Source organism: Afipia broomeae ATCC 49717 (genome assembly GCF_000314675.2).
GTDB classification, from domain to species: Bacteria; Pseudomonadota; Alphaproteobacteria; order Rhizobiales; family Xanthobacteraceae; genus Afipia; species Afipia broomeae.
The window spans coordinates 344645-368741 of the sequence record NZ_KB375283.1; the positions used below are offsets into that span (position 1 = coordinate 344645).

General features: G+C 61.7%; 22 protein-coding genes. 8 read left to right on the forward strand and 14 right to left on the reverse strand.

Features of this window, described 5'->3' with window-relative positions; genetic code table 11:
- Nucleotides 1-21 precede the first annotated feature (21 nt).
- The 3 genes from galE to HMPREF9695_RS14120 all read left to right on the forward strand — a co-directional run bounded on the left by galE (nucleotide 22) and on the right by HMPREF9695_RS14120 (nucleotide 3691).
- Nucleotides 22-1035 (forward strand): UDP-glucose 4-epimerase GalE, encoded by a 1014-nt coding sequence (gene galE / locus HMPREF9695_RS14110; protein ID WP_006021536.1) that lies wholly within the window; start codon nucleotides 22-24, stop codon nucleotides 1033-1035.
- A gap of 119 nt (nucleotides 1036-1154) precedes the next feature.
- Nucleotides 1155-2957 carry an ABC transporter ATP-binding protein gene (locus tag HMPREF9695_RS14115; protein WP_006021537.1) on the forward strand — a complete coding sequence of 601 codons (1803 nt, stop codon included), beginning with the start codon at nucleotides 1155-1157 and terminating at the stop codon, nucleotides 2955-2957.
- Nucleotides 2958-3001: 44 nt separating this feature from the next.
- A complete protein-coding gene (locus tag HMPREF9695_RS14120; RefSeq protein ID WP_006021538.1) occupies nucleotides 3002-3691 on the forward strand; it encodes a fumarylacetoacetate hydrolase family protein in 690 nt (229 codons plus the stop codon).
- 124 nt (nucleotides 3692-3815) lie between these two features.
- Here HMPREF9695_RS14120 and HMPREF9695_RS14125 read toward each other — a convergent pair whose 3' ends face one another.
- From HMPREF9695_RS14125 to HMPREF9695_RS14145, 5 genes are all read right to left on the reverse strand, one after another.
- Nucleotides 3816-5111, reverse strand: a complete 1296-nt coding sequence (locus HMPREF9695_RS14125) for an amidase (RefSeq protein WP_006021539.1) — start codon at nucleotides 5109-5111, stop codon at nucleotides 3816-3818.
- An 864-nt stretch (nucleotides 5112-5975) separates the two neighbouring features.
- On the reverse strand, nucleotides 5976-6647 hold the full coding sequence (locus tag HMPREF9695_RS14130) for an aquaporin (RefSeq protein ID WP_006021540.1): 672 nt from the start codon (nucleotides 6645-6647) through the stop codon (nucleotides 5976-5978).
- Nucleotides 6647-7171 carry an arsenate reductase ArsC gene (locus HMPREF9695_RS14135; RefSeq protein ID WP_006021541.1) on the reverse strand — a complete coding sequence of 175 codons (525 nt, stop codon included), beginning with the start codon at nucleotides 7169-7171 and terminating at the stop codon, nucleotides 6647-6649. Before HMPREF9695_RS14135 ends, HMPREF9695_RS14130 begins: the two co-directional genes overlap by 1 nt.
- A gap of 8 nt (nucleotides 7172-7179) precedes the next feature.
- Nucleotides 7180-7650, reverse strand: coding sequence for an ArsI/CadI family heavy metal resistance metalloenzyme (locus tag HMPREF9695_RS14140; protein WP_006021542.1), 471 nt, complete (start codon nucleotides 7648-7650; stop codon nucleotides 7180-7182).
- 16 nt (nucleotides 7651-7666) lie between these two features.
- Nucleotides 7667-8014: an ArsR/SmtB family transcription factor gene (locus tag HMPREF9695_RS14145; RefSeq protein ID WP_006021543.1), complete on the reverse strand. Its 348-nt coding sequence runs from the start codon at nucleotides 8012-8014 to the stop codon at nucleotides 7667-7669.
- A gap of 150 nt (nucleotides 8015-8164) precedes the next feature.
- On the opposite strand from HMPREF9695_RS14145, the gene HMPREF9695_RS14150 reads away from it, so the two are divergent.
- Nucleotides 8165-9895: an adenylate/guanylate cyclase domain-containing protein gene (locus HMPREF9695_RS14150; RefSeq protein ID WP_006021544.1), complete on the forward strand. Its 1731-nt coding sequence runs from the start codon at nucleotides 8165-8167 to the stop codon at nucleotides 9893-9895.
- Between the two features lie 27 nt (nucleotides 9896-9922).
- Entirely contained in the window at nucleotides 9923-10804 is an 882-nt protein-coding gene (locus HMPREF9695_RS14155; protein WP_006021545.1) for an alpha/beta hydrolase, read from the forward strand.
- 6 nt (nucleotides 10805-10810) lie between these two features.
- Here HMPREF9695_RS14155 and HMPREF9695_RS14160 read toward each other — a convergent pair whose 3' ends face one another.
- The 9 genes from HMPREF9695_RS14160 to HMPREF9695_RS14200 all read right to left on the reverse strand — a co-directional run bounded on the left by HMPREF9695_RS14160 (nucleotide 10811) and on the right by HMPREF9695_RS14200 (nucleotide 21618).
- Complete coding sequence (locus HMPREF9695_RS14160; protein WP_006021546.1) at nucleotides 10811-11236, reverse strand: cupin domain-containing protein; 426 nt, start codon at nucleotides 11234-11236, stop codon at nucleotides 10811-10813.
- Between the two features lie 167 nt (nucleotides 11237-11403).
- Nucleotides 11404-12873: a flavin-containing monooxygenase gene (locus HMPREF9695_RS14165; RefSeq protein WP_006021547.1), complete on the reverse strand. Its 1470-nt coding sequence runs from the start codon at nucleotides 12871-12873 to the stop codon at nucleotides 11404-11406.
- A 278-nt stretch (nucleotides 12874-13151) separates the two neighbouring features.
- Nucleotides 13152-13361 carry a cold-shock protein gene (locus HMPREF9695_RS14170; RefSeq protein WP_006021548.1) on the reverse strand — a complete coding sequence of 70 codons (210 nt, stop codon included), beginning with the start codon at nucleotides 13359-13361 and terminating at the stop codon, nucleotides 13152-13154.
- 936 nt (nucleotides 13362-14297) lie between these two features.
- A complete protein-coding gene (locus HMPREF9695_RS14175) occupies nucleotides 14298-15752 on the reverse strand; it encodes an ATP-binding protein (protein ID WP_006021549.1) in 1455 nt (484 codons plus the stop codon).
- A 148-nt stretch (nucleotides 15753-15900) separates the two neighbouring features.
- Nucleotides 15901-16863, reverse strand: a complete 963-nt coding sequence (gene rocF / locus HMPREF9695_RS14180) for an arginase (protein ID WP_006021550.1) — start codon at nucleotides 16861-16863, stop codon at nucleotides 15901-15903.
- Nucleotides 16860-17252, reverse strand: coding sequence for a hypothetical protein (locus tag HMPREF9695_RS26410; protein WP_157223968.1), 393 nt, complete (start codon nucleotides 17250-17252; stop codon nucleotides 16860-16862). The genes rocF and HMPREF9695_RS26410 overlap by 4 nt, the downstream gene beginning before the upstream one ends.
- 57 nt (nucleotides 17253-17309) lie before the next feature.
- Nucleotides 17310-18743, reverse strand: a complete 1434-nt coding sequence (gene ahcY / locus HMPREF9695_RS14190; protein WP_006021552.1) for an adenosylhomocysteinase — start codon at nucleotides 18741-18743, stop codon at nucleotides 17310-17312.
- 189 nt (nucleotides 18744-18932) lie between these two features.
- Nucleotides 18933-20129: a methionine adenosyltransferase gene (metK, locus tag HMPREF9695_RS14195; RefSeq protein ID WP_006021553.1), complete on the reverse strand. Its 1197-nt coding sequence runs from the start codon at nucleotides 20127-20129 to the stop codon at nucleotides 18933-18935.
- A gap of 145 nt (nucleotides 20130-20274) precedes the next feature.
- Complete coding sequence (locus tag HMPREF9695_RS14200; protein WP_006021554.1) at nucleotides 20275-21618, reverse strand: hypothetical protein; 1344 nt, start codon at nucleotides 21616-21618, stop codon at nucleotides 20275-20277.
- Between the two features lie 200 nt (nucleotides 21619-21818).
- On the opposite strand from HMPREF9695_RS14200, the gene HMPREF9695_RS14205 reads away from it, so the two are divergent.
- The 3 genes from HMPREF9695_RS14205 (at nucleotide 21819) to HMPREF9695_RS14215 (ending at nucleotide 24096) form a co-directional block, all read left to right on the forward strand.
- Nucleotides 21819-22226 (forward strand): META domain-containing protein, encoded by a 408-nt coding sequence (locus HMPREF9695_RS14205; protein ID WP_006021555.1) that lies wholly within the window; start codon nucleotides 21819-21821, stop codon nucleotides 22224-22226.
- 183 nt (nucleotides 22227-22409) lie between these two features.
- A complete protein-coding gene (locus tag HMPREF9695_RS14210; protein ID WP_006021556.1) occupies nucleotides 22410-22871 on the forward strand; it encodes a hypothetical protein in 462 nt (153 codons plus the stop codon).
- Nucleotides 22864-24096, forward strand: coding sequence for an HlyD family secretion protein (locus tag HMPREF9695_RS14215; RefSeq protein ID WP_006021557.1), 1233 nt, complete (start codon nucleotides 22864-22866; stop codon nucleotides 24094-24096). The genes HMPREF9695_RS14210 and HMPREF9695_RS14215 overlap by 8 nt, the downstream gene beginning before the upstream one ends.
- Nucleotide 24097: the final 1 nt, after the last annotated feature.

A 24097-nucleotide genomic window follows, 5' to 3' on the forward strand; every position in this document is an offset into this window, starting at 1 on the left:
CGCAATGCGGATTGGAAAGCCATGACAGTCTTGGTCACCGGAGGCGCAGGTTACATCGGCAGCCACACAGTTCGTGCGCTGGTCGATGCGGGCGAAAGCGTCGTCGTCGTCGATAATCTTTCGACCGGCTTTTCGCAGTTCCTGCCCGAGGGCGTGCCCCTGTTCATCGGCGATGTCGCGGACGAGAACCTGGTCGAAGGCGTGATCGCCGCGCACAATGTCAGCTCGATCATTCATTTCGCAGGCTCGGTCGTGGTGCCTGACTCGCTGCGCGATCCGCTTGGCTACTACCGCAACAACACGATGACGACGCGTAATCTTCTGAACGCGGCGGTCAGGTGCAACATCAGCCGCTTCATCTTTTCATCGACGGCCGCGGTTTACGGCAATCCTGACCAGATGCCCGTTGCCGAAGAAGCGCCGACACGTCCGCTGTCGCCCTATGGCTCGTCGAAGCTGATGACCGAGATCATGCTGCACGACGTCGCCTCCGCGCACGGCATGCATTACGTCGTGCTGCGCTATTTCAATGTCGCCGGCGCCGACCCGGAAGCCCGGATCGGTCTCGCAACCGTCGGCGCGACGCACCTGTTGAAGATCGCCGTCGAAGCCGCGACCGGCCAGCGCGCCAAGATCGACGTCTTCGGCACGGATTATCCGACGGTTGACGGAAGCTGTATCCGCGACTTCATCCACGTGACCGATCTGGCCGACGCGCATCGCGCGGCGCTTGCCTATCTCGAGAACGGCGGTCCTTCGGCGACGCTGAATTGCGGCTACGGCCGTGGTTATTCGGTGCTCGAAACCGTCGAGGCAGTGCGGCGTGCGTCGGGCCGTAATTTCGCCGTTCAGTATGCCGATCGTCGCCCCGGCGACATCATGACCATGATCGCGGATATATCACGCATTCGCGCCACGCTGGACTGGACGCCGCGCTACGACGATCTCGACACCATCGCCCGCCATGCGCTGGCATGGGAGGAAAAACTGCTGGCAGACCGGCTCCGGGACGGCCGGCAGGCGGTTTCAGCGTAGTGTAGAATTGACCCAAAGGCCCTGATTCCGCTTGAAAATCCGGTCCATAGCGGGCAAGAGACGGACATCGCAGAAACCCTGACGGGGCGCCGGTTGTGTCGGCCGTCAATGGAACGCGGATGACCGAGCTTCCACGAAAAATCACCGACGACCCTTATGGGGCGGCTGCCCTTATTCGCCGCCTGATTACCGAACAGGGCCTCCAGCACTGGCGGCGCTATACGGTCGCTTTCGTCCTGATGGCGTTATCCGCCGGCGCGACAGCCGCGTCCGCCTGGCTGCTTGGCGAAGTGATCAACCAGACCTACGTCAATCGCAGCATCAACGGCATCGTGATGCTGTCGCTGGCGATCATCGTTCTGTTCACGCTCAAGGGCGCAGCGACCTACGGTCATACGGTCATCCTGTCGAAGATCAGCAACGCCATCCTTGCCAGCAATCAGCGCCGGCTGTTCGCGAAACTGATGCGCGAGAATGTCGGGTTCTATTCCGAACGCCATTCCTCCGAGTTCCTCGCGCGGCTGACCGCGGGCGCGCAATCCGTGACCCAGGTTCTCAGTCTCCTGATCAACGCCGTCGGCCGCGATTTCCTGTCGCTGGTCGGGCTGGCCGCCGTGATGGTGATTCAGGACCCGTGGATGTCGCTGTCCGGGCTGCTGATTGCACCCCCTGCGTTGTTCGTCATCCGCAAGCTGGTGAAGAGGATCAAAGGCCTCGCACACAACCAGTTCACCGGCACGGCGGACATTCTCGAAACCATGCAGGAATCCCTGCAAGGCATCCGCACGGTCAAGGCTTTCACGCTTGAAGACACCATGCAGGCGCGGATCGACCGGAATATCGGGATGGTTGAAGCCAACGCCAACAAGATGGCGCGGGTCCAGAGCCGGTCCAGCCCGCTGATGGAAACCCTCGGCGGCTTCGCCATCGCCGGCGTCCTGATGTATGGCGGCTATCGCATCATCGCGACCGGCGCGACCCCGGGACAGTTCTTCTCGTTCATCACCGCGTTCCTGCTGGCCTATGAACCGGCCAAGCGGCTCGCCCGCCTCAACATCGAACTCAACAGCTATCTGATCGGCGCGCGCAAGCTGCTCGAAATCGTTGACAGCCCGGCGAGCGAGCCGGACGACAGCGACAAGCCCGCATTGCAGTTGACCGAAGCCAAGGTCGAATTCCGCGATGTCACCTTTGCCTATCGCGGCAACGAGACCGTGCTCAACCGCATGAGCTTTGTCGCCGAGCCCGGCAAGATGACCGCGCTGGTCGGCCCGTCCGGCGGCGGAAAGTCCACCGTGCTGGCGCTGCTGCTACGGCTGTACGAGGCGAAGTTCGGCGCCATCGTCATCGACGGGCAGATCATCTCCGACGTCTCGCGCCGCTCGCTGCGCCAGCAGACCGCCTATGTCGGACAGGATGTCTACCTGTTCCGCGACAGCATTCGCGAGAACATTGCGTTCGGCAAAGCCGGGGCATCGGAGGAAGAGATCGTCGCTGCCGCGAAGGCCGCCTGCGCCCACGATTTCATCATGAGCTTCCCGCGCGGCTACGACACGCCGGTCGGCGAACACGGCACGCAGCTTTCCGGCGGCCAGCGCCAGCGCATCGCCATCGCCCGCGCGCTGGTGAAGAACGCGCCGATCATCCTGCTCGATGAAGCCACCGCCGCGCTTGACTCCGAGTCCGAGAAGCAGGTGCAGGAAGCCATCGAGCATCTGTGCCAGAACCGCACCACCATTGTGATCGCGCATCGTCTGCACACCATCATGCACGCCGACCAGATCCTGGTGGTCGAGAACGGCACCATCGTCGAAACCGGGCGTCACGATGACTTGCTGCGGCGCGGCGGGCGCTATGCCTCGTTCTTCCGCTTGCAGCATCGTGAAGCCAACCCGCTGGCTCCCGTCGCCGCCAGCGCGTAAGATCGCCTCTCCCGCCTCGTTGCCCTCCCAGAACCGGAATTCCCATGAGCGCCAGCTTCGTCATTCCCGCACTCACGCAGCCGTCTATTCCCGTCGCCGGTGAATCGAAATCCTTCCCGGTGCGCCGCATCTGGTGCGTTGGCCGCAATTATCTCGAGCACATCCGCGAGATGGGCAATGACGAGCGCCAGCCGCCATTCTTTTTCGCCAAGCACGCCGACATGATCACCGGCGACGGCGCGACGATCCCCTATCCGTCGCTGACCAAGGATTTCCAGCACGAGGTCGAGCTGGTCGTCGCGCTGAAGAGCGGCGGCGCCAACATCGATCCGGCCAAGGCGCTCGATCACGTCTACGGTTACGGCGTCGGCATCGACCTGACCCGCCGTGATCTGCAGATGGCGTCGCGCAAGAAGGAGCAGCCCTGGGAGATCGGCAAGTCGTTCGATTTCTCCGCGCCGTGCGGCGCGCTGCGTCCCGCCGCCGAGATCGGCCATCCCGTGAAGGGCAGGATCTGGCTCTCGGTCAACGGCACCGAGAAGCAGAAGGGCGATCTCTCCGAGATGATCTGGAACGTCGCCGAGATCATCGGCAAGCTGTCGCTTCAGGTCTCGCTCGGCGCGGGCGATATCATCCTGACCGGCACCCCCGCCGGCGTCGCCGCGCTGTCACCCGGCGACAAGATCGAATGCGGCATCGACGGCATCGGCACGCTGAAGGTCGCGATCGGCTAACGCAAACTTCTGAAACTGTCATGGCCGGGCTTGACCCGGCCATCCACGTTTTTCATTGCATCTAGGAAGATGGATCATCGGGTCAAGCCCGGTGATGACGATCGAGGATGTGGCAACGTCCCCGTTACGCCTCCAACTGTTTCTCCACCGCAGCCGCGATGGCGAGCAGCTTGCGGTCGCCGCCGTGACGGCCGACCAGCATCAGGCCGACCGGCAGCGCGTTGCCGAGCCGGATCGGCAGCGAGATCGCGCAGGTATCGAAGAAATTCCAGATCGCGGTGTTCATCAGCGCCTGAACGTTGCGCTTGTTGAAGCTTTCCGGCGTCGACACCTCGTCCATGGTCGGCGCGACGATCTGCACCGTGGGCATCACCAGCACATCGACCTTGTCGAACAAGGCGTCCATCTGCGCGATGCCGCGCTCGCGGTCGCGCAAGGCGAGGATGTAATCCGCCGCGCTGATCTTCTCCGAGCGCAGCAGGCGCGCCCGCACATTCGGATCGACGCCCTCGCCCGCCTCCGCCAGCAGTGTGCGGTGAATGGCATACGCCTCCGGCGGGGCGACACCGCCGCGTTCGTTGGCGGTGTGCATGATGGAGAGTGCATCGAGGGTGATGTCGCTGCCCTTCCAGTGCGAGCCGAGCCTGGCCAGCGCCAGCGGATAGGCCTTGCCGACGACGTCATCGAGGCCCTCGATGGGATAACTCTGCACCAGACCGACGCGCACATCGCCGAGCGCAGGCGGCGACAGCGGCGATGGCGTCTCGCCGGCCAGAATGGCGTCGGCATTGGCGCAATCGGCAACGCTGCGCGCGATCGGCCCGATCGAATCCAGCGTGAACGACAGCGGAAATGCGCCGGTGCGCGGCACGCGCTTCACCGTGGGCTTGAAGCCGGTGACGCCGCAGAACGCCGCCGGGATACGGGTCGAGCCGCCGGTGTCGGTGCCGATGGCGATCTCGCCGACGCCGTCGCCCACCGCGACCGCGGCGCCGGAGGACGAACCACCCGGCACCCGCTTGCGGTCCGCAGGATTGCCCGGCGTGCCGTAATGCGGATTGGCGCCGAGGCCCGAATAGGCGAACTCGGTCATGTTGGTTTTGGCGGCGATCACGGCCCCCGCCTCGCGCAGCCGCGTGACGATGGCGGCATCCGCCGTGGCCGGCTTGCTGCGCGCCGGCAGCACCTTCGATCCGGCGCGGGTGACCTCGCCCTTGATGTCGAACAGATCCTTGATGGTGATGACCGCGCCGTCGAGCGGGCCGCGCGAACCGCCGGACTTGATGCGTGCGTCGGCAGCATCGGCCGCCTTGCGGGCCTCGTCGGCATAGACGGTGAGGCAGGAGCGCGCGCCTTCCCCGGCGGGATCGGCGATTTTCACGAGGGCTTGTTCGAGGCGGTCACGGGATGAGGCTGTCATTTGAGGCTGTCTTGGCTCTTTTTGATTTGCAGGTACGGAGCCGGGAGAATGTATTTTCCGCAGGCAGAAGGCAATGCTTCTAAAATTTAGCATTCACCCGGCACGTCGCGCGATCCCTCGCGTAGCCACGCGCCATCGCCCCTGTTGTTGTGACGGCGCGGGGGCGCCCGAAGCTCTCTTTCGTTCCTCCCTCAAGTTGAGGGCGCGCGGAACGCCGGATGCGCGAGCGCATCCGCAGCCCCGTGTGCAAAAGTGAGAAAGCACACGAGCGTAGTCACCACGGTCACGCCGTTTGCATCCGGCGTTCCGCACGCGGTGGGGCTCCGGCCTGCTTCGTGCTCTCCCCGGTGGACGATGCTACGTCACCGCATCCCTGCTGAGGGTTTCCGCCTCCGGTTGGAAGCGGCTCTCTGCCGGACTGACGCCAGCTTCGGGCGTCGGGACCACACGACTTGGGCCGGCGCGCACAGCGTGGTTCGTCTGCCGTCGCTTGCATCGCTCACGCGCCTCCGGATGTTGCGCACGCCCTTGCGGGTGCGTGCGCGCGATCCGGGCTTGCGCCCCGCGACCCTCGCTCCGGCCTGACGCTGCCGCGCCACCGCATCCCGCCCCGCGTATCGTGACGATCGCGAAACGCCCCTCATGACGGGGCGGGACATGGCGAACATAAGTGAGGTTCCGAGTGCGGGGATTTGTATCCCCATCACGAAATGTTTCGAGAGTCCGCCGTCATTCCGGGGCGCGCGTCTTCCTGCGAGCCCGGAATGACGGCCACTCAGGTGATTTTCGCAATCATGGATTCCGGGCCTGCGCCAAGGTGCGCATCCCGGAATGACGATGGAAAATTGCCATGCTTCATCCGGGCTACGCTGGCTTTGTGGTTCGCCTCCACAGCCAGCCGCTCACTACGACGGCGGCAAGCATGCCGACAAGCTGAGCGGCGATGAAGGCCAGCACGCCTGCGGGTGCGATTCCAGCGAATGTATCCGACAGCGAACGCGCGACCGTCACCGCCGGATTGGCGAAGGATGTGGACGCCGTAAACCAGTAAGCCGAGGTGATGTAGAGCCCGACCGCGTAAGGCACCGCCGAGGGCGCGCGCGCCACACACCCCAGAATCGTCAGCAGCAATCCAAAGGTGGCGATGCCCTCGGCGAACAATTGCCCGCCGCCTGAACGTACCGTGGCCGAGAACTGCCAGAGCGGCAGTTCAAACATCAGGTGCGCTGCCCACACGCCCGCGATCCCGCCGGTCACCTGCATCGCGATGTAAAGCGCGGCGATGGGCCATGGCAATTCACCGCGCATCGCGAAGGCAGCCGAAACCGCCGGATTGAAATGCGCGCCCGAAATCGGACCGAAGATCAGGATCAGGACGACAAGGATCGCGCCGGTGGGCAAGGTGTTGCACAGGAGCGCGACGGCGCCGTTTCCGCCCGCGAGCTTCTCCGCCATGATTCCAGAACCGACGACCGCCGCCAGCAGGAATGCCGTGCCGAGCCATTCGGCGAAACCGCGTTGAGCAAGCGAAGGCATCAGGTCCGTTCGGGCGCTTTCGTTGCGCCTTCCATCTCGCCGATGTCCTTCAGTTTGTTGCGGAGAGCCAGTTCGTCGAGAGAGCGAATTGGAAGAGCGACGAAAATTGCAATGCGCTGATTGAGCAGCCGGTAGGCCTCCTTGAAGGCCATCGCGATCTCGGCGGGCGTGCCCGTCGCTTCCGCCGGATCGGGAATGCCCCAATGCGCCGTCATCGGCTGCCCCGGCCAGACAGGGCACGATTCCGCCGCCGCGCTATCGCAGACGGTGAATACGAAATCGAACAAGGGCGCGCTGGGACGGGCAAACTCAGCCCATGACTTCGACCGAAAGCCAGACGTATCGTAACCGAGACTTTCCAGCAGCTTGATGGTCTCCGGATGAATCTGACCCTTGGGCTGGCTTCCGGCGCTGTAGGCGCGGAACTTGCCCGCGCCGATCTTGTTGAGAATCGCCTCGCCGATCACCGAGCGCGCGGAATTTCCGGTGCAAAGGAAGAGGACGTTGTAAATCTCGCCAGACATCATGACCTCTAGCAGCAGGCCGAGGCCGCAGCGGGCTTCATCTCCGGCGCACAACACGCCGATTTCTTCTCATGTGCGATACGCGCTTCGTTTTCGCCGGTTCCGTCGCCGTAATTGGTGCTCTCCCCCTTGGTGAGGAAAGTCTCCCACGAGATTCCGGCCGGATCTCCGATCCAAGACTTTTCCGACTTTGCATAACAGCAGGCGGTGTCGCCCTGCTCGACGACCTCGCCACCGGCAACGCGAAGCCGTGCGTAAACCTCCTGCAGCTCCTGCGCGTTTTCCACCTGAATGCCGAGATGGTCCAGGCCGGCCTCCCTGCCTCGCGATGAAATCGCGAAGTTGACGCGCGGATCGTCCAGCATCCATTTCGCATAGTCGGATTTCACGATCGAAGGCTGCGCAGCGAACAATGCGGAATAGAAGCCGATCGATTGGTTGAGATCGTTGACGGCGACGTGAACGTGCAAACGCTTCATGGAATCTCTCCTTCGTTTACGCAGAAACCTTGGTGCGCTTGCGCACAGGCTTGCACACCACCGCGGGCGCACAATCGACCGCCCCGCCGCAGCAGTTTTCGGTGAGGTATCCGATCAGGCCGTTCATGGTGTCGAACTGGGCCGCGTAAATCATCGAACGGCCGTCGCGCCGAGCGCTGACAAGGCCCGCCTCGCGCAGCCGGTCGAGGTGGAACGTGAGCGCATTCGGAGAGAGGCCGAGATCCGCGGCAATCTCACCCGCGGGCATTCCATCGGGACCCGCCCGCACCAGCAGGCGATAGGCATCCAGCCTGTTTTCCTGCGAAAGGGCGGCCAGCGCCGCGAGGATATCCGGCTTGTTCATATTTCAATGATTATTGAAATATTTTCGCTGGCGCAAGAAATATTTCAATAATTGTTGAAATATCTCGGCGTGGGGTTTGCCCCCAAGATGCCGCCGCATATCGCGGTCGCACATTTCGCGATAAAGTTCCCCGCACCTTGGGGAATTGCGATGATCCGTTTGTCGATCCGGCGAAAAATCATGGGCATTGCCGTGACGCTCATCGTCCTGATGGCGGTCACGGCGATCCTGTCCATGGTGTCGGTGATGCAGGTTTCCGCCCGCCTCGAAGAACTGACGACCAGCTACATTCCGGCCTACGGCAATCTGGCGCGCGCCAACATCCGCTCCGTCGAGCGGGCGCTGGAATTGCGCCGCATGGTGATCGAACGGATTCGCTCGCCATTCGGCAGCGACCGCCTGACCGCGATCCGCAGCGTCTTTGAGACCAAAGGCGCTGAAGTCGAGCAGGAAGTGCAGGCCGCACGCGCGCTGATCAACGGCCTGATCCAGAAAGGCGTCACATTCTCCGACCCGACAGCGTTGGCCCGGCTCGACACCCGCTTAGAGACTGCACTCGACGTCTCCCGCCGCCATCTCAACAGCGAGATCGAGCGCATGCTGCCGCTGCTTCAGACCGGAGACACCAAGGCCATCGATGACGGACTGGCGCGAGTCGATGCCCTGCGCAATGAACTCAACGAGAGCCTCGATTCGATCCGTGCGGACATGTTCGCGGTATTGCGGACGGAAGCCGACCGGACCCGGCAGAAGCAGTCGCAGGTCACCATCATCGCCGCGGTGCTGACCGCGCTCGCGGCCACCATGGGGCTGGTGTTCTCCATGCTGGTCAGCGCCGGCATGACGCGGCCGGTCCGGAAACTGCTGGAAGGCGCACGCGCGGTCGAAGCCGGACATCTTGAGGAAAAGATCGTCGTCACCACGCAGGACGAAATCGGCCAGCTCACCACCGCGTTCAACAGCATGGTCGAACAGCTCCGTCTGAAGGAGCGTATCCGCGAAACCTTCGGCAAGTATATCGACCCGCGCGTGGTCGAGGGACTGATCGACCGGCCCGCGCTGGCGTCCGAAGGGCAGCGCCGCGTCATGACCGTGCTGTTCTGCGATGTGAAGGGATTCAGCAGCACCAGCCGGGGGACGACGCCGCAGGGGCTGGTCAAGGTAATGAACCGCTATCTCTCGGCGATGTCCGCACCGGTGCGCGCGCATGAAGGCATCATCGACAAGTATATCGGCGACGCCATCATGGCCTACTGGGGCCCTCCCTTCACCGCCGATGCCGATCAGGCGCGGCTCGCCAGCATCGCCGCCCTCGACATGCTGGAGCTTGTCCCGCAACTGCGCAATGAGCTTCCCGAACTGCTCGGGGTGCGAAATCTCCCCGCGCCGTTCGACATCCGCATCGGCATCGCCACCGGCGAGGTGCTGGTCGGCAGCATCGGCTCCGAACTGATGATGAGCTACACCGTGATGGGCGACACGGTGAACCTCGCCTCTCGCCTCGAGGGCGCCAACAAGGCCTATGGCAGCCGCATCCTTGTTTCGGAGCCGACGGTCGCCAGCGCCGCCGGCGAGATCGAGACGCGCGAGATCGACCGGATCGTGACGCTGGGCCAGACCCAGCCGGAAACGGTGTTCGAGATCATGGGCCGCAAGGGCACGCTGACGGCATCGCAGACCGCGCTTCGCGATCACTATTCCGACGGCCTCGCCGCCTATCGCGCCCGGCGCTGGGACGATGCGCGCGGCGCCTTTGCCGCGGCGCTCAAAGCTGTCCCCGATGACGGGCCGTCGCTGACATTCATCAAGCGTCTCGACGGCTTTGCGTCAAACCCGCCCGGCGATGACTGGGACGGTGTGTGGCGGCTCGAACAGAAGTAAGGTCTTCACCGCAACAGGAGCAGCACCATGCCCTCCTCCGAGATCGACGCCATCCGCGCGCTGCTGACGGCGAAGGCCCGGCCGGTCGGCTGGGCGCAGCGCCGCAACCGGCTGGACGAGATCGGCTCGGTCTGGCCGGTGGCCGACGACATCGTTCTGACAAGCGTCGATCTCGGCGGCGTGCCGGGCGAATGGTCGCTGGCGCCCGGCAGCGATGCCTCGCGCGTGCTGATGTTCTTCCACGGCGGCGGCTATTGCTCCGGCTCGCTCACAAGCCATCGCCGCATGGTCACCGAAGCCGGACGCGCGGCGAAAATCCGCACGCTGGCGGTCGGCTATCGTCTTGCGCCGGAGCATCCGTTTCCCGCAGCGCTGGACGACGCCATGACCGCGTGGCGCTACTTGCGCAAGCAGGCCTATCTGCCGTCGCAGATCGCCATCGGCGGCGACAGCGCGGGCGGCAATCTCACCGCCGTGCTGATCAACGAATTGCGCAAACAGCGCGAGCATCCGTCCTGCGCGTGGCTGGCCTCGCCCTGGACCGACCTCACCATGTCGGGCAACTCGCTGGCGACAAAGGACGCGGTCGATCCGATCATCCACAAGGGCTATCTCGGCGAACTCGCCGACGCCTTCGTACCTGCGGGGATTGCGCGTAACGATCCGCGCATCTCGCCGCTGTTCGCCGATCTCCACGGCTTTCCGCCGACGCTGGTTCAGGTCGGCTCGCACGAGACGCTGCTCGATGACGCCACACGTTTCGCCGCGGCGCTCGGTGCCGCCGATGTCGATGTCACGCTGGAGGTGTGGCCGGAGATGATCCACGCCTGGCCGCTGTGGAACGCGCATCTCGAACCTGGCCGCCGCGCGCTGGAACACGCGGGCGCGTTCATCCGCCGTCACATGTGAGCGGCGTTACTTCTGCAGCACCGTGTTGGGCTGGCCCTTCTCGACCATGTCGATCACCAGCAGCTTCACCGGCACCTTGCCCTTGTTGGCGCCGAAGTGCCACTGATCGACCGCCTCGAGAATGAAGTCGCCGGTCTTGAAGGTTTGCGTCTTGCCGGTGTCGAGATTGGTGACCGCGATGGTCCCCGCCTGCACATAGGCATAGCGCGGAAACGGATGCTTGTGTTTGGGCAGCACCGCGCCCGGCGGAATCTCGTAGGTCGAGACGATAACCTGCGCATCCTTTTGCGGCAGCACGATCGGCTGCCCGCTCGACGTCGTGGTGGCGGACATCACCGGCTTGACCACGACCTTGCTGGTTGCAGGCTGCGTGTCGGCATAGAGCGGCGATACGGCCAGCATCAGGCCGAGCGCGAACGGAAGAGACTTCATCGCATCAAACTCCATCGTCATTCCGGGGCGCGCGTCTTCGCGCGAGCCCGGAATCCAGTGATGTTATAGAGGAAATGGATTCCGGGTCTGCGCCAAGCGGGCGCATCCCGGAATGACGTGTGGAGAGATCAACAAGCCACATGCCGGAATGACGGCAGAAAGCGAGCTCACTCATACACCATCACGCCGTCATCGACCTTGCCGAGACGCAGCGAGACGATGTCGAGCGCGTAGTTCTGATAGAGCTTCCACGGCCGCTTCGAGCCCTGCTTCGGCATCTTCGCCACCGCGCGCTGCACATAGCCCGAGGTGAAATCGAGCCAGTTCTCGCGCTGCACCTCGGGATCGGTGTTGCGCGGCGTGCACTGCCTGTAGCCATGCCTGTCCATGTAGTTGATCAGGCGGCAGACATACTCGCAGGTGAGATCGCATTTCAGCGTCCACGAGGCATTGGTGTACCCGAACGATGAGGCCAGGTTCGGCACGTCGGAATACATCATGCCCTTGTAGTTCAGGGTCTGCGCGAAATCGACCGCGCGTCCGTCGACGCTGACCTGCATGCCCCCGAGCACTTGCAGGTTAAGCCCCGTCGCAGTGACGATCAGATCGGCCTCCAGTTCGCTTCCGTCAGCGAGGCGGATGCCCCTCGGCGTGAAGGTGTCGATGGTGCTGGTCACCACCGAGGAACGGCCGTCCTTGATCGACTTGAACAGGTCGCCGTCCGGCACGAGGCACAGCCGCTGCTGCCATGGATTGTAGCGCGGCGTGAAATGGGTGCCGACGTCGTAATCCGGCCCGAGCGCATGGCGCACGCCGCCAAGGATCAACTGCTTGGCGCGCTCCGGTTTGCGGCGGCAGAGCTGGAAGAAATACATCCCGAACAGTACATTGCGCCAGCGGATCGCGTGATAGGCGAGCTTGGCCGGCAGCTTCTCGCGCAGCTTGTTGGCGAGCGCATCTTCCGCGGGCCGCGCCACCACATACGTCGGCGAGCGTTGCAGCATGGTGACATGGGCCGCGGTCTTGGCCATTTCCGGCACCAAGGTCACCGCCGTTGCGCCGGAGCCGATCACCACCACGCGCTTGCCGGTGTAATCGATGTCGCTGGTCCACTTCTGCGGGTGCACGATGCGGCCCTTGAATGTATCTGCGCCGGGAAACTCCGGCGCATAGCCGCCCTCGTAAGAGTAGTAGCCGCTGCACATGAACAGGAAGCCGCAGGTGAACCGCACGCGTTCCTTGTCCGGCCCCCGCTCCGCTTCCACCGTCCAGCGCGAGTCCTTCGACGACCACGACGCGCTTTTGACCTGATGGTTGAATCGGATTTTCTGCTCGATGCCGTTCTCGCGCGCGGTCTCGCGGACATAATCCAGAATATGCGGGCCATCGGCGATGGCCTTCGGCTGGGTCCACGGCTTGAACGAATAGCCCAGCGTGTACATGTCGCTGTCGGAGCGGATGCCGGGATAGCGAAACAGATCCCAGGTGCCGCCGATGCTCTCGCGGCCTTCGAGGATCGCGTAGTTCTTGCCGGGGCAGTTCTTCTGCAGGTGATAGCCCGCGCCGATGCCGGACAGGCCCGAGCCGACAATCAGCACATCGAAGTGGTCGTTATTCGTTTTGGTCTTGTCGAGCATTTCCGTCTCCCTGCCCCGGATTTAACCGGCAAGCGGGGCGGCATGGCAACCCGATTTTGCGGCGTCGGTGCGCGCAACGCCTTGTTTGAAACGATGTCCGGACCCGACAGCAAAAAGCCCCATCATTTCTGACGGGGCTTGGTGACGTCCGTTTCATTACATCCGTGAAACGAGCGAAAAGCTGGCTGCTGCAACCAGTACATCCGTGGATGCAGCGCCTGGCTCTTTTTCTTGTTCAGGCTTGCGCGACAACCGGTGTCCGGCTGCCGCGATCGGCCTTACAGAATCTGCAGGTTTTCTGCGCTGGTCTTGCCGCGCATCTTGTCAACCTTGGCTTCGTACGAAACCTTCTGTCCTTCGGCGAGGCCGGTCAGGCCAGCACGCTCGACAGCGCTGATGTGAACGAACACATCGGTGCCGCCATCGTTCGGCTGAATGAAACCAAAGCCCTTTTGGCCGTTGAACCACTTCACAGTACCAGTCGTCATAACAAACAATCCTTAGAGGCGCGTACATGCGCAGTCCCGCACGACGTCGCGCGGAGCAAATCCAATCTAGCGATGTCTTAGGGTAAGGAGCCGAAGGGGACCGAAAAGGTCCAAAGGGCGCTTTAACAAAAGCTGTGCCGCAGGTCGAATGCGAGGCTTGTAGCAGTTGCCGGCCTTAAAGCAACAACTCAATTGTGTTCGCGCGGCGGCGCAGGCGTTTAAGCGAGCAATGCCAGAGGCTTGGGCGCTGAAAATAACCCGCAGGTGCTGCGGCATTTCCAGCTTAACGTGCGGAATGAGCCTTAAAGCTCTCCCGGAAGATTCACTTCAAGCAACCAGCGAGGCATCCATGCCGACGTCTCACTGCACCCGCGCCCGCAGGCCTGCGCGACGCCGCGACGAAAGCCATCCTCACGATGAGGGCCGCCATTGCAAAGGACATCGCACATCCACAACGCGGTGACGCGATCTCTCCACGTCGTCCCCGCGAAAGCGGGGACCCATTGATCGCTGACGTAGCGATGTCGCGTCATCCTGAGGTGTGAGCCGCGCGTAGCGCGCGAGCCTCGAAGGATGCGCGGCTGCCTGTTACCGTCGTCCTTCGAGGCTCGCAAGTGCTCGCACCTGAGGACGACGCTGACGTGTGTTCGATGGCGGAATACGGCCACGTACTGCCCGCCCGGCGACGAGCAGATACGGCTGGAGGGACTGCCGACGGAAGACCGCGCGTATATGCAGGGCGTGGGGAAGTAGTTCGTATCCCTCAATCCTAAGCACTAAAAACTTTTGTAGTTCTACTGGTAGTAGGAACACGTCGGGATTTTGCGCGAATCAAATGGTGTCAAGAAAGAAAATTCGAAAAATCTACGTAACATAATGAAATCGCGAGACAATTTTCAAGGGTAAATAGAAGGTAAAGAACGAATCAAGGAAACTCTAAGCCCAATACGGGAGGTAATGACCAGATCTAGCGCTCCAGTTATCAGATTGTTTGATGAGCCCAAGTTCCTGAGTTTGCTTAATTACACGCGAGATTTGAGAGGCATTTCTCTCTGCCACCCCAAAGCGTATTCGCAAGCTACCGTTGGTAAGCCCATCGTTGCTTACGAACTTAAGGACCGCATGCTGAAAGCATCCTCGAATACGTTCCTCAGTAGTCATTTCAGCAAACGTCTTTTTTCCAAAGATGATCGCCTTGGTATTGTTACCATCCACTCTAAAGTCTGCAGGAGGCAATCTAGCGTTCTCGATTTCATTGATGACTTTATCAATACCGCTGCCTTGTTCCTCACATACGCCAATTCGCCTCATTAGAGCTGCGAGCGCCTCGTTTCTTGATCTCGGGGGAAAGTCAATGAAGCGATCTGTAGCAACAAGCGGAATTCCAGGATTCGTGATCTCGATTCGATCAGAAAAAATTTCAACAACTGGCGCCGTTCCCGAAATTGTCATGTCTTGATGAACCAAGGCATTCGCAACTAATTCGCGCACAGCGAGTTCAGGGTACTCAGGCCTAGAAATCCGTAACGAGCGAGTTATTACATCTTGATGCGGCAACCGCTTGTTGATGTAAGCCACCATGGGATCAAATCCTATAGCGTACCCTCGAACCCCGCTCTGATCCTGAGCACTACCTGTTCTTGAAGTCCCATCATATCGTATGACCCGAACAGCCTTTCGAGAAATGCTTTCAAACGCGGTTATATCACGCGCAAAAAGTACTGCACCCAAATTCAGAATATTCCAACGACCGCCGACATCCTTCATTAGTAACTTGTCGTGGGCTAAAATAAGCGCAATGGCTTCGTCGTTTCCCGGAACCGCTTGCTCGGTCAACTCAAAGTAAGCAGCTACATCCAACAACTGTATAACTTCGCTAGTTGTTACGAATGCTTTGGCTACTCCCTGCTCCCACACAAATGGCCTTAGCTTTGCGAGAAGGCTGGCTTCGTGAGCAGCATGATCCGCTAACTTTGGGGTCGCTGAGCCAACACGAATGTACGGAATATTCTTAAATTTTGTTGGTACTTGGCTCGCAGCGGGAATCTCTAGTAGGACGACACGCCCAGCGGTATGAGCAACTTCGTGGAATCTAAAATGCAATGGCGGATTGATATTCTGGCTGAGCCAGAGCTCCAACGGTTGACCATGAGCCTTTGTGGAAGCTGGCCGAAATGTCGTGCCAACAACTTTATGAGTCCCGTCTTCGATACCCCAAGTGACATAACCGCAATGCTCGCCCGCAATTGCAGCGGCATTTGAGATTGCAGAAATCAAGGTACCCATTCTATCAGGATCAGCATTGTTGACCTTGAATTCAACGCAAGGCAGCTCGCCGTCGAGTTTTACGAAGTCATCAATTAGAGCTATATGCCTCTCTAGACTATTCATGACGTTCCTGAACAAGCACTCAGTAAAAACGTAACGATGATATGATGTTTCTTATATGAAAAGTACATCTATGCAATTCGCGATGCACCAAGCTCATAGTCCTTCAGACAACTGAAGTCTGAATTACTTTAGGGGTTTCTTCAACTCCCTACACCACCGCATTGCTCGGCGTCGGGCGGTCATGAATCTGCTGGCCGAACAGCGAGCCGACAAGCTCGACCACCGTGCGCGCGGTGAGGCCGCGGTTGTCCAGAAACGGATTGAGTTCGACCAGATCGAGCGAGCGCACCAGCCCTGAATCCTGCAGCATTTCCATCACCAGATGCGCCTCGCGATAGGTCGCCCCGCCCGACACCGTGGTGCCCACACCGGGGGCCGACACCGGATCGAGGAAATCCACGTCCAGGCTGACATGGAGGACGCCGCTGCGCGCCCTCACCCGCTCGATGAATTCGCGCATCAGGACGCTGACGCCGAATTCATCGATCCGGCGCATGTCCGCGATCCAGACATCGCGCTGCGCGAGCAGCTCCTTCTCTTTCTTGTCCACCGAGCGCAGGCCGAACAGGCCGAGCTGGCGCGTCACGATGGAGGATCGCTCACTCTGCGGCAGCAGATCGTCCAGTCCCGGCTCGCCGCAGAGGAATGCGCCGGACATGCCATGCATGTTGCCGGTGATCGTGGTCGCGGGCGTGTTGTAGTCGGCATGGGCATCGAGCCAGAGCACGAACAGCTCGCGCTCCTGCTCGTGCCAGTGCCGCGCGACGCCGTTCACCGAACCCATCGACAGCGAATGATCGCCGCCGAGAAATATCGGAATCGCGCCGGACCTCGCCATGGCGTAGGCACGCCTTGAGGTCTCGCAGATCCAGGCCTTGATCTCGCGGTAGTGCTTCGCGTTCGCCGGTGGCGCTTCATCGCTGAAGCTCAGCTCGCGCGGCGCGATGTCGCCGTGATCCTCCACCTTGAAGTCGAGGCTCTCCAAAAGCTGTGCGATGCCCGCCGTGCGCAGCGCCGCCGGGCCCATCAGCGCGCCCTTCTGAGAGGCCCCCACTTCGATGGGCACACCGAGCAGCGAAACCGTCGTCGGATAGGCGCTTGATATGGTCACGAGCAACCTCGCATCAGCGAATGAACCGGAAACCTGCGCATCTTATCGGGATTCGCCCCGTGCGATACGCGCATGCCGGATTGTGCGGGCGGGAACATAACAGCTTCGTGACCGTTGCCGTTCTTTATGAGGAGGACAAGATGGCTGAAGGCGGAAGTGGTGGAATTGGAATATTGGGCGTGATCGTGGGTGCCATAATCGTTGTCGGCATCGGTTTCTTTTTCCTGCAGGGCGGAATGAAGGGCAAAAGCTCCGGGCCCAGCGTGACCATTACGGCGCCCGCAGCGCCCGGCAGCAAATAGCAAAAAAGCCCCGGAACAATCCGGGGCTTTTGTGTTTCCGTCATTCCGGGGCGCGAGCGAACCCGGAATCCAGACGTCCTTTTCCAACCCATCGAGATTCCGGATCGGCCTGCTTCGCAAACCGTCCGGAATGAAGGGTGGTTCTCAGTAGCGGTAGTGATCCGTCTTGTACGGGCCTTCCGGCTTCACGCCGATATAGTCGGCCTGATCCTTGCGCAGCTCGGTCAGCTTGACGCCGATCTTGGCAAGGTGGAGACGCGCGACCTTCTCGTCGAGCGACTTCGGCAGCACGTAGACTTCCTTCTTGTACTTGCCGTCCTTGTTGTTGGCGAAGAGTTCGATCTGCGCCAGCGTCTGGTTGGTGAACGAGGCCGACATCACGAAGGACGGATGGCCCATCGCGTTGCCGAGGTTCACGAGGCGGCCTTCGGACAAGAGGATGATGCGCTTGCCGGAGGAGAACTCGATCTCGTCAACCTGCGGCTTGATGTTGGTCCACTTGAAGTTCTTGAGCTGCGCGACCTGAATTTCGTTGTCGAAATGGCCGATGTTGCAGACGATAGCCCGGTCCTTCATGCCGCGCATGTGGTCCAGCGTGATGATGTCCTTGTTGCCGGTCGCGGTGACATAGATGTCGGCGCGCGGAAGTGCGTCCTCGATGGTGACGACTTCATAGCCTTCCATCGCCGCCTGCAGCGCGCAGATCGGATCGATTTCCGACACCAGCACGCGGCAGCCGGCCTGGCGCAGCGACGCGGCAGAGCCCTTGCCGACGTCGCCGAAGCCCGCGACGAACGCGACCTTGCCCGACATCATGACGTCGGTGCCGCGGCGGATGCCGTCCACCAGCGATTCACGGCAGCCATAGAGGTTATCGAACTTCGACTTGGTGACCGAGTCGTTGACGTTGATCGCAGGCCACAGCAGCGTGCCGGCCTTCTGCATTTCATAAAGACGGTGCACGCCCGTGGTGGTTTCTTCCGAGACGCCCTTGATGCTGTCGGCGATCGCCTTGAAGTAGCCCTTCGGCTTTTCCTTGAGCTGCTTCTTGAGCAGCGCGAAGAACACTTCCTCTTCCTCGGAGCCCGGCTTGTCGAGGAACGCGGTGTCGCCGTTCTCGGCGCGCAGGCCGAGGTGGACGTACATGGTGGCGTCGCCGCCGTCATCGAGGATCATGTTCGGATGACCGCCGCCGTGCCAGTCGAACAGCTTGGCGGTGTAGTCCCAGTAATCCTTCAGCGTCTCGCCCTTGACGGCGAACACCGGAATGCCGGCGGCAGCAATCGCGGCCGCGGCGTGATCCTGCGTCGAATAGATGTTGCACGACACCCAGCGAATGTCGGCGCCCAGTGCCTTGAGGGTCTCGATCAGCACGCCGGTCTGAATGGTCATGTGCAGCGAGCCGGCGATGCGCGCGCCCTTCAAAGGCTGCTTCGGGCCGTACTCTTCACGCGTGGCCATCAGGCCGGGCATTTCGGTCTCGGCGAGCGAGAGCTCCTTGCGGCCGAAATCGGCAAGACCGATGTCGGCGACGATGTAGTCGGTGAACCCTGCTGGGGGCTTGGTGGTGGTGCTCATTTTAACTGTCCTGGTTCCTGTGCGGGGCGCCGTTGCTGTGCCCTCTCCCCTTGTGGGAGAGGGCTGCGCGAATGGCAGCGATAAAACTCAATTGGGTGAGGGGCCTATGTCTGCGACAAGCAAACACCCCTCACCCGCCCTCGCTGTGCTCGGGCACCCTCTCCCACAAGGGGAGAGGGGAAGAAAGAATCAGACCGCCTTCTTCAGCGTGTCGGCGAGGTCGGTCTTCTCCCATGAGAAGCCGCCGTCGGCGTCCGGCGTGCGGCCGAAGTGGCCGTAAGCCGACGTGCGCGCGAAGATCGGCTTGTTGAGGTCGAGGTGCTTGCGGATGCCGCGCGGGGTCAGATCCATCGATTCCGCGACGGCCTTCTCGATCTTGTCGTCCGAGACTTTGCCGGTGCCGTGGGTGTCGATGTAGATCGACAGCGGACGCGCGACGCCGATGGCGTAAGCGAGCTGCAGCGTGCAGCGATCCGCGAGGCCAGCCGCGACGACGTTCTTGGCGACATAGCGCGCCGCGTAGGCAGCCGAGCGGTCCACCTTGGTGGAGTCCTTGCCGGAGAACGCGCCGCCGCCGTGCGGAGCCGCACCGCCGTAGGTGTCGACGATGATCTTGCGGCCGGTGAGGCCTGCGTCGCCATCGGGACCGCCGATGAAGAACTTGCCGGTCGGGTTGATGTGCCAGATGGTCTTGCCGTTGATCCAGCCTTCCGGCAGCGCCTTGCGGACGTAAGGCTCGACGCGCTCGCGCACCTGGTTCGAGGTCATGTCCTCGACGAGATGCTGATGCGACACGACGATCTCGCGCACGCCGACCGGCTTGCCGTTTTCGTACTGCACGGTGACCTGGCTCTTGGAGTCCGGGCCGAGCACCTTCTCGACGCCCGAGTGGCGGGCTTCCGAGATCAGGCGCAGGATCTTGTGCGCGTAATGGATCGGCGCCGGCATCAGTTCAGGCGTCTCGTTGGTGGCGTAACCGAACATGATGCCCTGGTCGCCCGCGCCCTCTTCCTTGTTGGTGCCGGGCTGAAGTGCGTCGACGCCCTGCGCGATGTCGGCCGACTGCGGATGCAGCAGGATTTCGATATCGCAGGTCTTCCAGTGGAAGCCTTCCTGCTCGTAGCCGATGTCCTTGATCGCGGCGCGCACGGTCGCTTCGATCTGCTCGTTGGTGACGGTGGCCGGTCCGCGCGTCTCGCCCGCGATCACGACCTTGTTGGTGGTGGCGAGCGTTTCGCACGCGGCGCGGATCGCCCACGGATCGATGCCGGCCTTGGGGCCTTCACGGAAAAACAGATCGACGATCTCGTCCGAAATCCGGTCGCAAACCTTGTCCGGATGACCCTCAGAAACCGATTCACTCGTGAACAGATAAGACGCGCGCATCAACCAATCCCTTCCAGATGGGCCGCGGTCGGCCCGTTTTGAATTTTCAGAACCCCGGTTTCAGAACCAGGGCTCCATCTTCACTTGACGTGCTTTCATGACGCGAACGATCACCGCTCCGTTTTTGAAAACACCATGAACTCTTTCAATCGCGACGCCGGGAGATGACGTAGGATTCGTCGTAGAACCAGAGACCGTTATGCTTGCGCAGCACGTCCCTGGTGGCGTCGAGATAACGGCCGCTCTGCGTGACTTCGTCCAGGCGGTCGTCTTCGACCTGAGCGACATACACCGCCGCATTCCATGCTGCAAAGGCCGTCGAGGTCCCGATGGGCCCTGTTACCTCGTTGGGCAGCGCTTCCATATCGTACCGGAAAATAGAGCGGTTATCCGCGTAAGCGTTAAAGTTGAGATCGCGGCCGGCAGATCCCAGCTCGTATTTCACGGCGCGCAGTAACTCATGGCGGCTGACCGCGAAAGGGTTTTCTCCAGGCCACACCGACTGCACAATTTCCATGCCGGGATCGTGACCGTAGGAGTGAATCCCGATCAGCCGTCCGCCGGCGCGCAGCGCGCGGGCCAGTGGCGCAACAATCTTCTTGGCGCGGAAATTCAGCGACGATCTCGCCCGGTAAGGCTGCGAGGCGATCACCAGATCGAAATTGGCCTCGACCCGCCCCGCCCGCGGAATCATCGCATCCAGCAGGAACCGGTGATCCTCGCGGTAGATCACAAGCGCGATCGGCCGCTCATAGACCGGCATGCCCGAACGGGCGCTGACGCTGGCGCGCCAGTTTTCTTCCAGAAACGGCTGCAAATCCGCGATCTGCGTCTCGAATTCGCCGGACGAGGAGCCGCGCAGCGCGACCTCGCGCCAGATCATCGCCGCCGCAGCGGTCGGCGATTTCGGCGCCAGCCACGGCGCCTCCGCATAATTCATGTTGGTCAGAACGAACACCGTCGCCGGATGCTCGAACAGGCGGTCCGGCACCTTGTTCAGGGTCAGCCGCACGTCCTCGAGGCTGATTTCCTTGCCGGCGATATAGAACGGCATGTTCGGAAACCGGCTGTGCATCGCGCGCATCACCCGCGCCAGCACTGTCCCGTCGCCCACCCCTGCGTCGAAAACACGCAATGCGGGCGGCCTGGGATGGATGCTCCCCAACTCCAGCGCCACGCGATCAGCGATCACCCGCTTTTCCGAGCAGGTGTGAACGAACAGCAGATACTTCTGCCGGTTCTCGAAAAACCGGAAATTGCCTGTGGGATCCCGCTTCTCGATCGGCGGTTCCGGCACGCTCACGACCGGCACGCCGTCCCCAAGAAAAGCTCTAATCCGCTCCAGCGTGTCGACGGTGATGCGCTTGCCCTCGCGCAGCCGGTGCACCAGCTTGCCGTCGTTCACCGCGCGGCGGCCGAAAGTCGATTCCGCCATACCTGCCTGACGGCAGTATTCGGAGATCTGAGCCAGGAGCTGGTCGTTTTTCATCAGACCGGTGGGCAGCGTTCGGGTGGGCCAAAATTTGTGGGCAGAACGAATTCGTGCCGAGTCTCCTACCATCATCTGCCCACGATTGAAACCGCCATTCCGGAAAATCACCGCCTTTAAATCAGCCCTATCCGCGCCCACCCGAACGGGGATACCTGTCCTCGCGGAACATAAATCCCATCATTCCAAGGCCCCTATCCATGTGGCAGAAACTCGCTGCGTCCGCGCTTCTTGTCTGTGTGCTCGCCTGTGGTGCGGCCGCCGACCCTGCAACACCGACAGGCAAGTGGCTGGCGGAAGACATCGATGGCGGCGGCGTGATCGACCGGCTGCAAACGACGCTGGAGATTCGCGACGACGGCATCGTCACCGGCATGGGTGGCTGCAACCGCTATGCGGGCTCAGTGACGGTCAGCGGCAACACGATCAAGTTTCTGCCGATGGCCTCGACGCGCATGGCGTGCTCGGCCGCGGTGATGAGACAGGAAGCGAAATTCCACAGCACGCTTGAGAAAGTCAGAACCTGGCGCATCGATCAGGCGCAGCGGAAACTTCTGCTGCTCGATGGCCAGGGCTTCGACCTGATGCGCCTCACCAGGATGGACTAGCGCAACGGCCTGCGTTGCGCCGCCTCAACCAAAAGCCTCTTCCCTCGACCATGACTCAGATCAACATCAGTCACTTTGGCCTTGCCAAGTTCCATCCCTGTGCAAGGATGGAACTTCGGCATGCCGATAGTTACGATCCATGTCTGCATGTGTTGACCACAATGGTCGCGAGAGGAGACTGCCTTGAGCGAGTCACTTCACCCTGCGGCGCCCCATCACCTCCCCGGCTTCATCACCGCTCCCGGTGACACCGACATTCTTATGGTCGTGGTCGGAATCATTTTGCTCGCCTCGGTGCTGTTCGTCGGCAACATCTACCTGAAAATACATTCGCTCCCGGAGCGGATGGCGCACAAATCGCAGAAGCTGCAGTTCGAGATCGTGGCCGTGCTCTGCCTGCTTGCGCTGTTCACCCACAATCACCTGTTCTGGGTGATCGCCCTGCTTCTTGCGCTGGTCGACCTGCCCGATTTCAGCACGCCGCTGCGCAGCATCGCCGGCTCCGTCCAGAAAATGGCTGGTATTCCGCCGGACCCCGATCCATCCGAACCGCTGGACGAAGTGACAGCTCACGGGGCTGCCCCGGACGCACCCGGCAAAGCCAGGGACGCAGCAGCCAAGCGTGTGGAGTCGCATCATGCTTGAGCTGATCCTCTGCTCCATTCTGACGATCCTTCCCGATTATCTTTATCGGCGCTATGCGCAGGGCAAGCGGATCGGCAAGGAGATCACGCTGTTCTCCGTCTGGTACGAACTGCGATGGGGCATCACCGCATGCGTGATGCTGACGGTCTCGCTCATCACCGTCATTTTCTATTTCCATCCGTCCACCACCAGCGCCACCCTGTACTACAGGACGGTCCCGCTCGTTCCCGAGACAATCGGGCGCGTCGCGGAGGTCAACGTCGATTTCAGCGCGCCGGTCAAGAAGGGCGACGTCATCTTCAGACTGGACAGTTCAAAGCAGGAAGCCGCGGTGAAAACCGCACAGCGCAAGATCGCCGAGGTCGATGCGCAGATGGTCGCCGCGCAATCGGAGGTGGTGAAAGCCGACGCCCAGATTCAGGAAGCGAAAAGTTCGCTGCAGCAGGCCACCGATGAACTCGAGGTCAAGCGCGAACTGCAACGGCGCAATCCCGGCATCGTCCCGCAGCGGGATATCGAGAAGCTTGAAGTGGTGGCGACGGGGCGACAGGGCACGCTCGACGCCGTGACGGCAGCAAAGCAATCCGCCGTGATCCGCACCACAACATTGTTGCCGGCGGAGCGGGACAGCGCGGAAGCCGCTCTCGCCCAGGCACAGGTCGACCTCGACAAGACCAGCATACGGGCCGGCGTGGACGGGCGTGTCGAGCAGTTCCTGTTGCGGCCGGGTGACCTCGTCAATCCGATGATCCGCTCGGCCGGTATCCTCATTCCCGAGGGCGCAGGACGGCAAGCTCTTGCTGCTGGATTTGGACAGATCGAAGCCCAGGTGATGAAAGTCGGCATGGTGGCGGAAGCGACCTGCATTTCAAAACCATGGGCCATCATCCCGATGGTGATTACGAGCGTGCAGGATTACATCGCCGCCGGCCAGTTCCGTGGTGGCGAACTCCTGCTCGAAGCCCAGCAGACGCTGCGTCCGGGTTCAATTCTGGTCCTGATGGAGCCGATCTACAAAGGCGGCCTTGATGGCGTGACGCCGGGCAGCAGTTGCATCGCCAACGCCTACACCAGCAACCACGACCTGATCGACGCCAAGACCACCAGTTCGGGCCTGCGCATCTGGCTCCACGCGGTCGATGCGGTCGGCATCGTGCATGCGATGCTGCTGCGGATTCAGGCGCTGCTGCTGCCGGTCAAGACGCTGGTGCTGAGCGGACACTGAA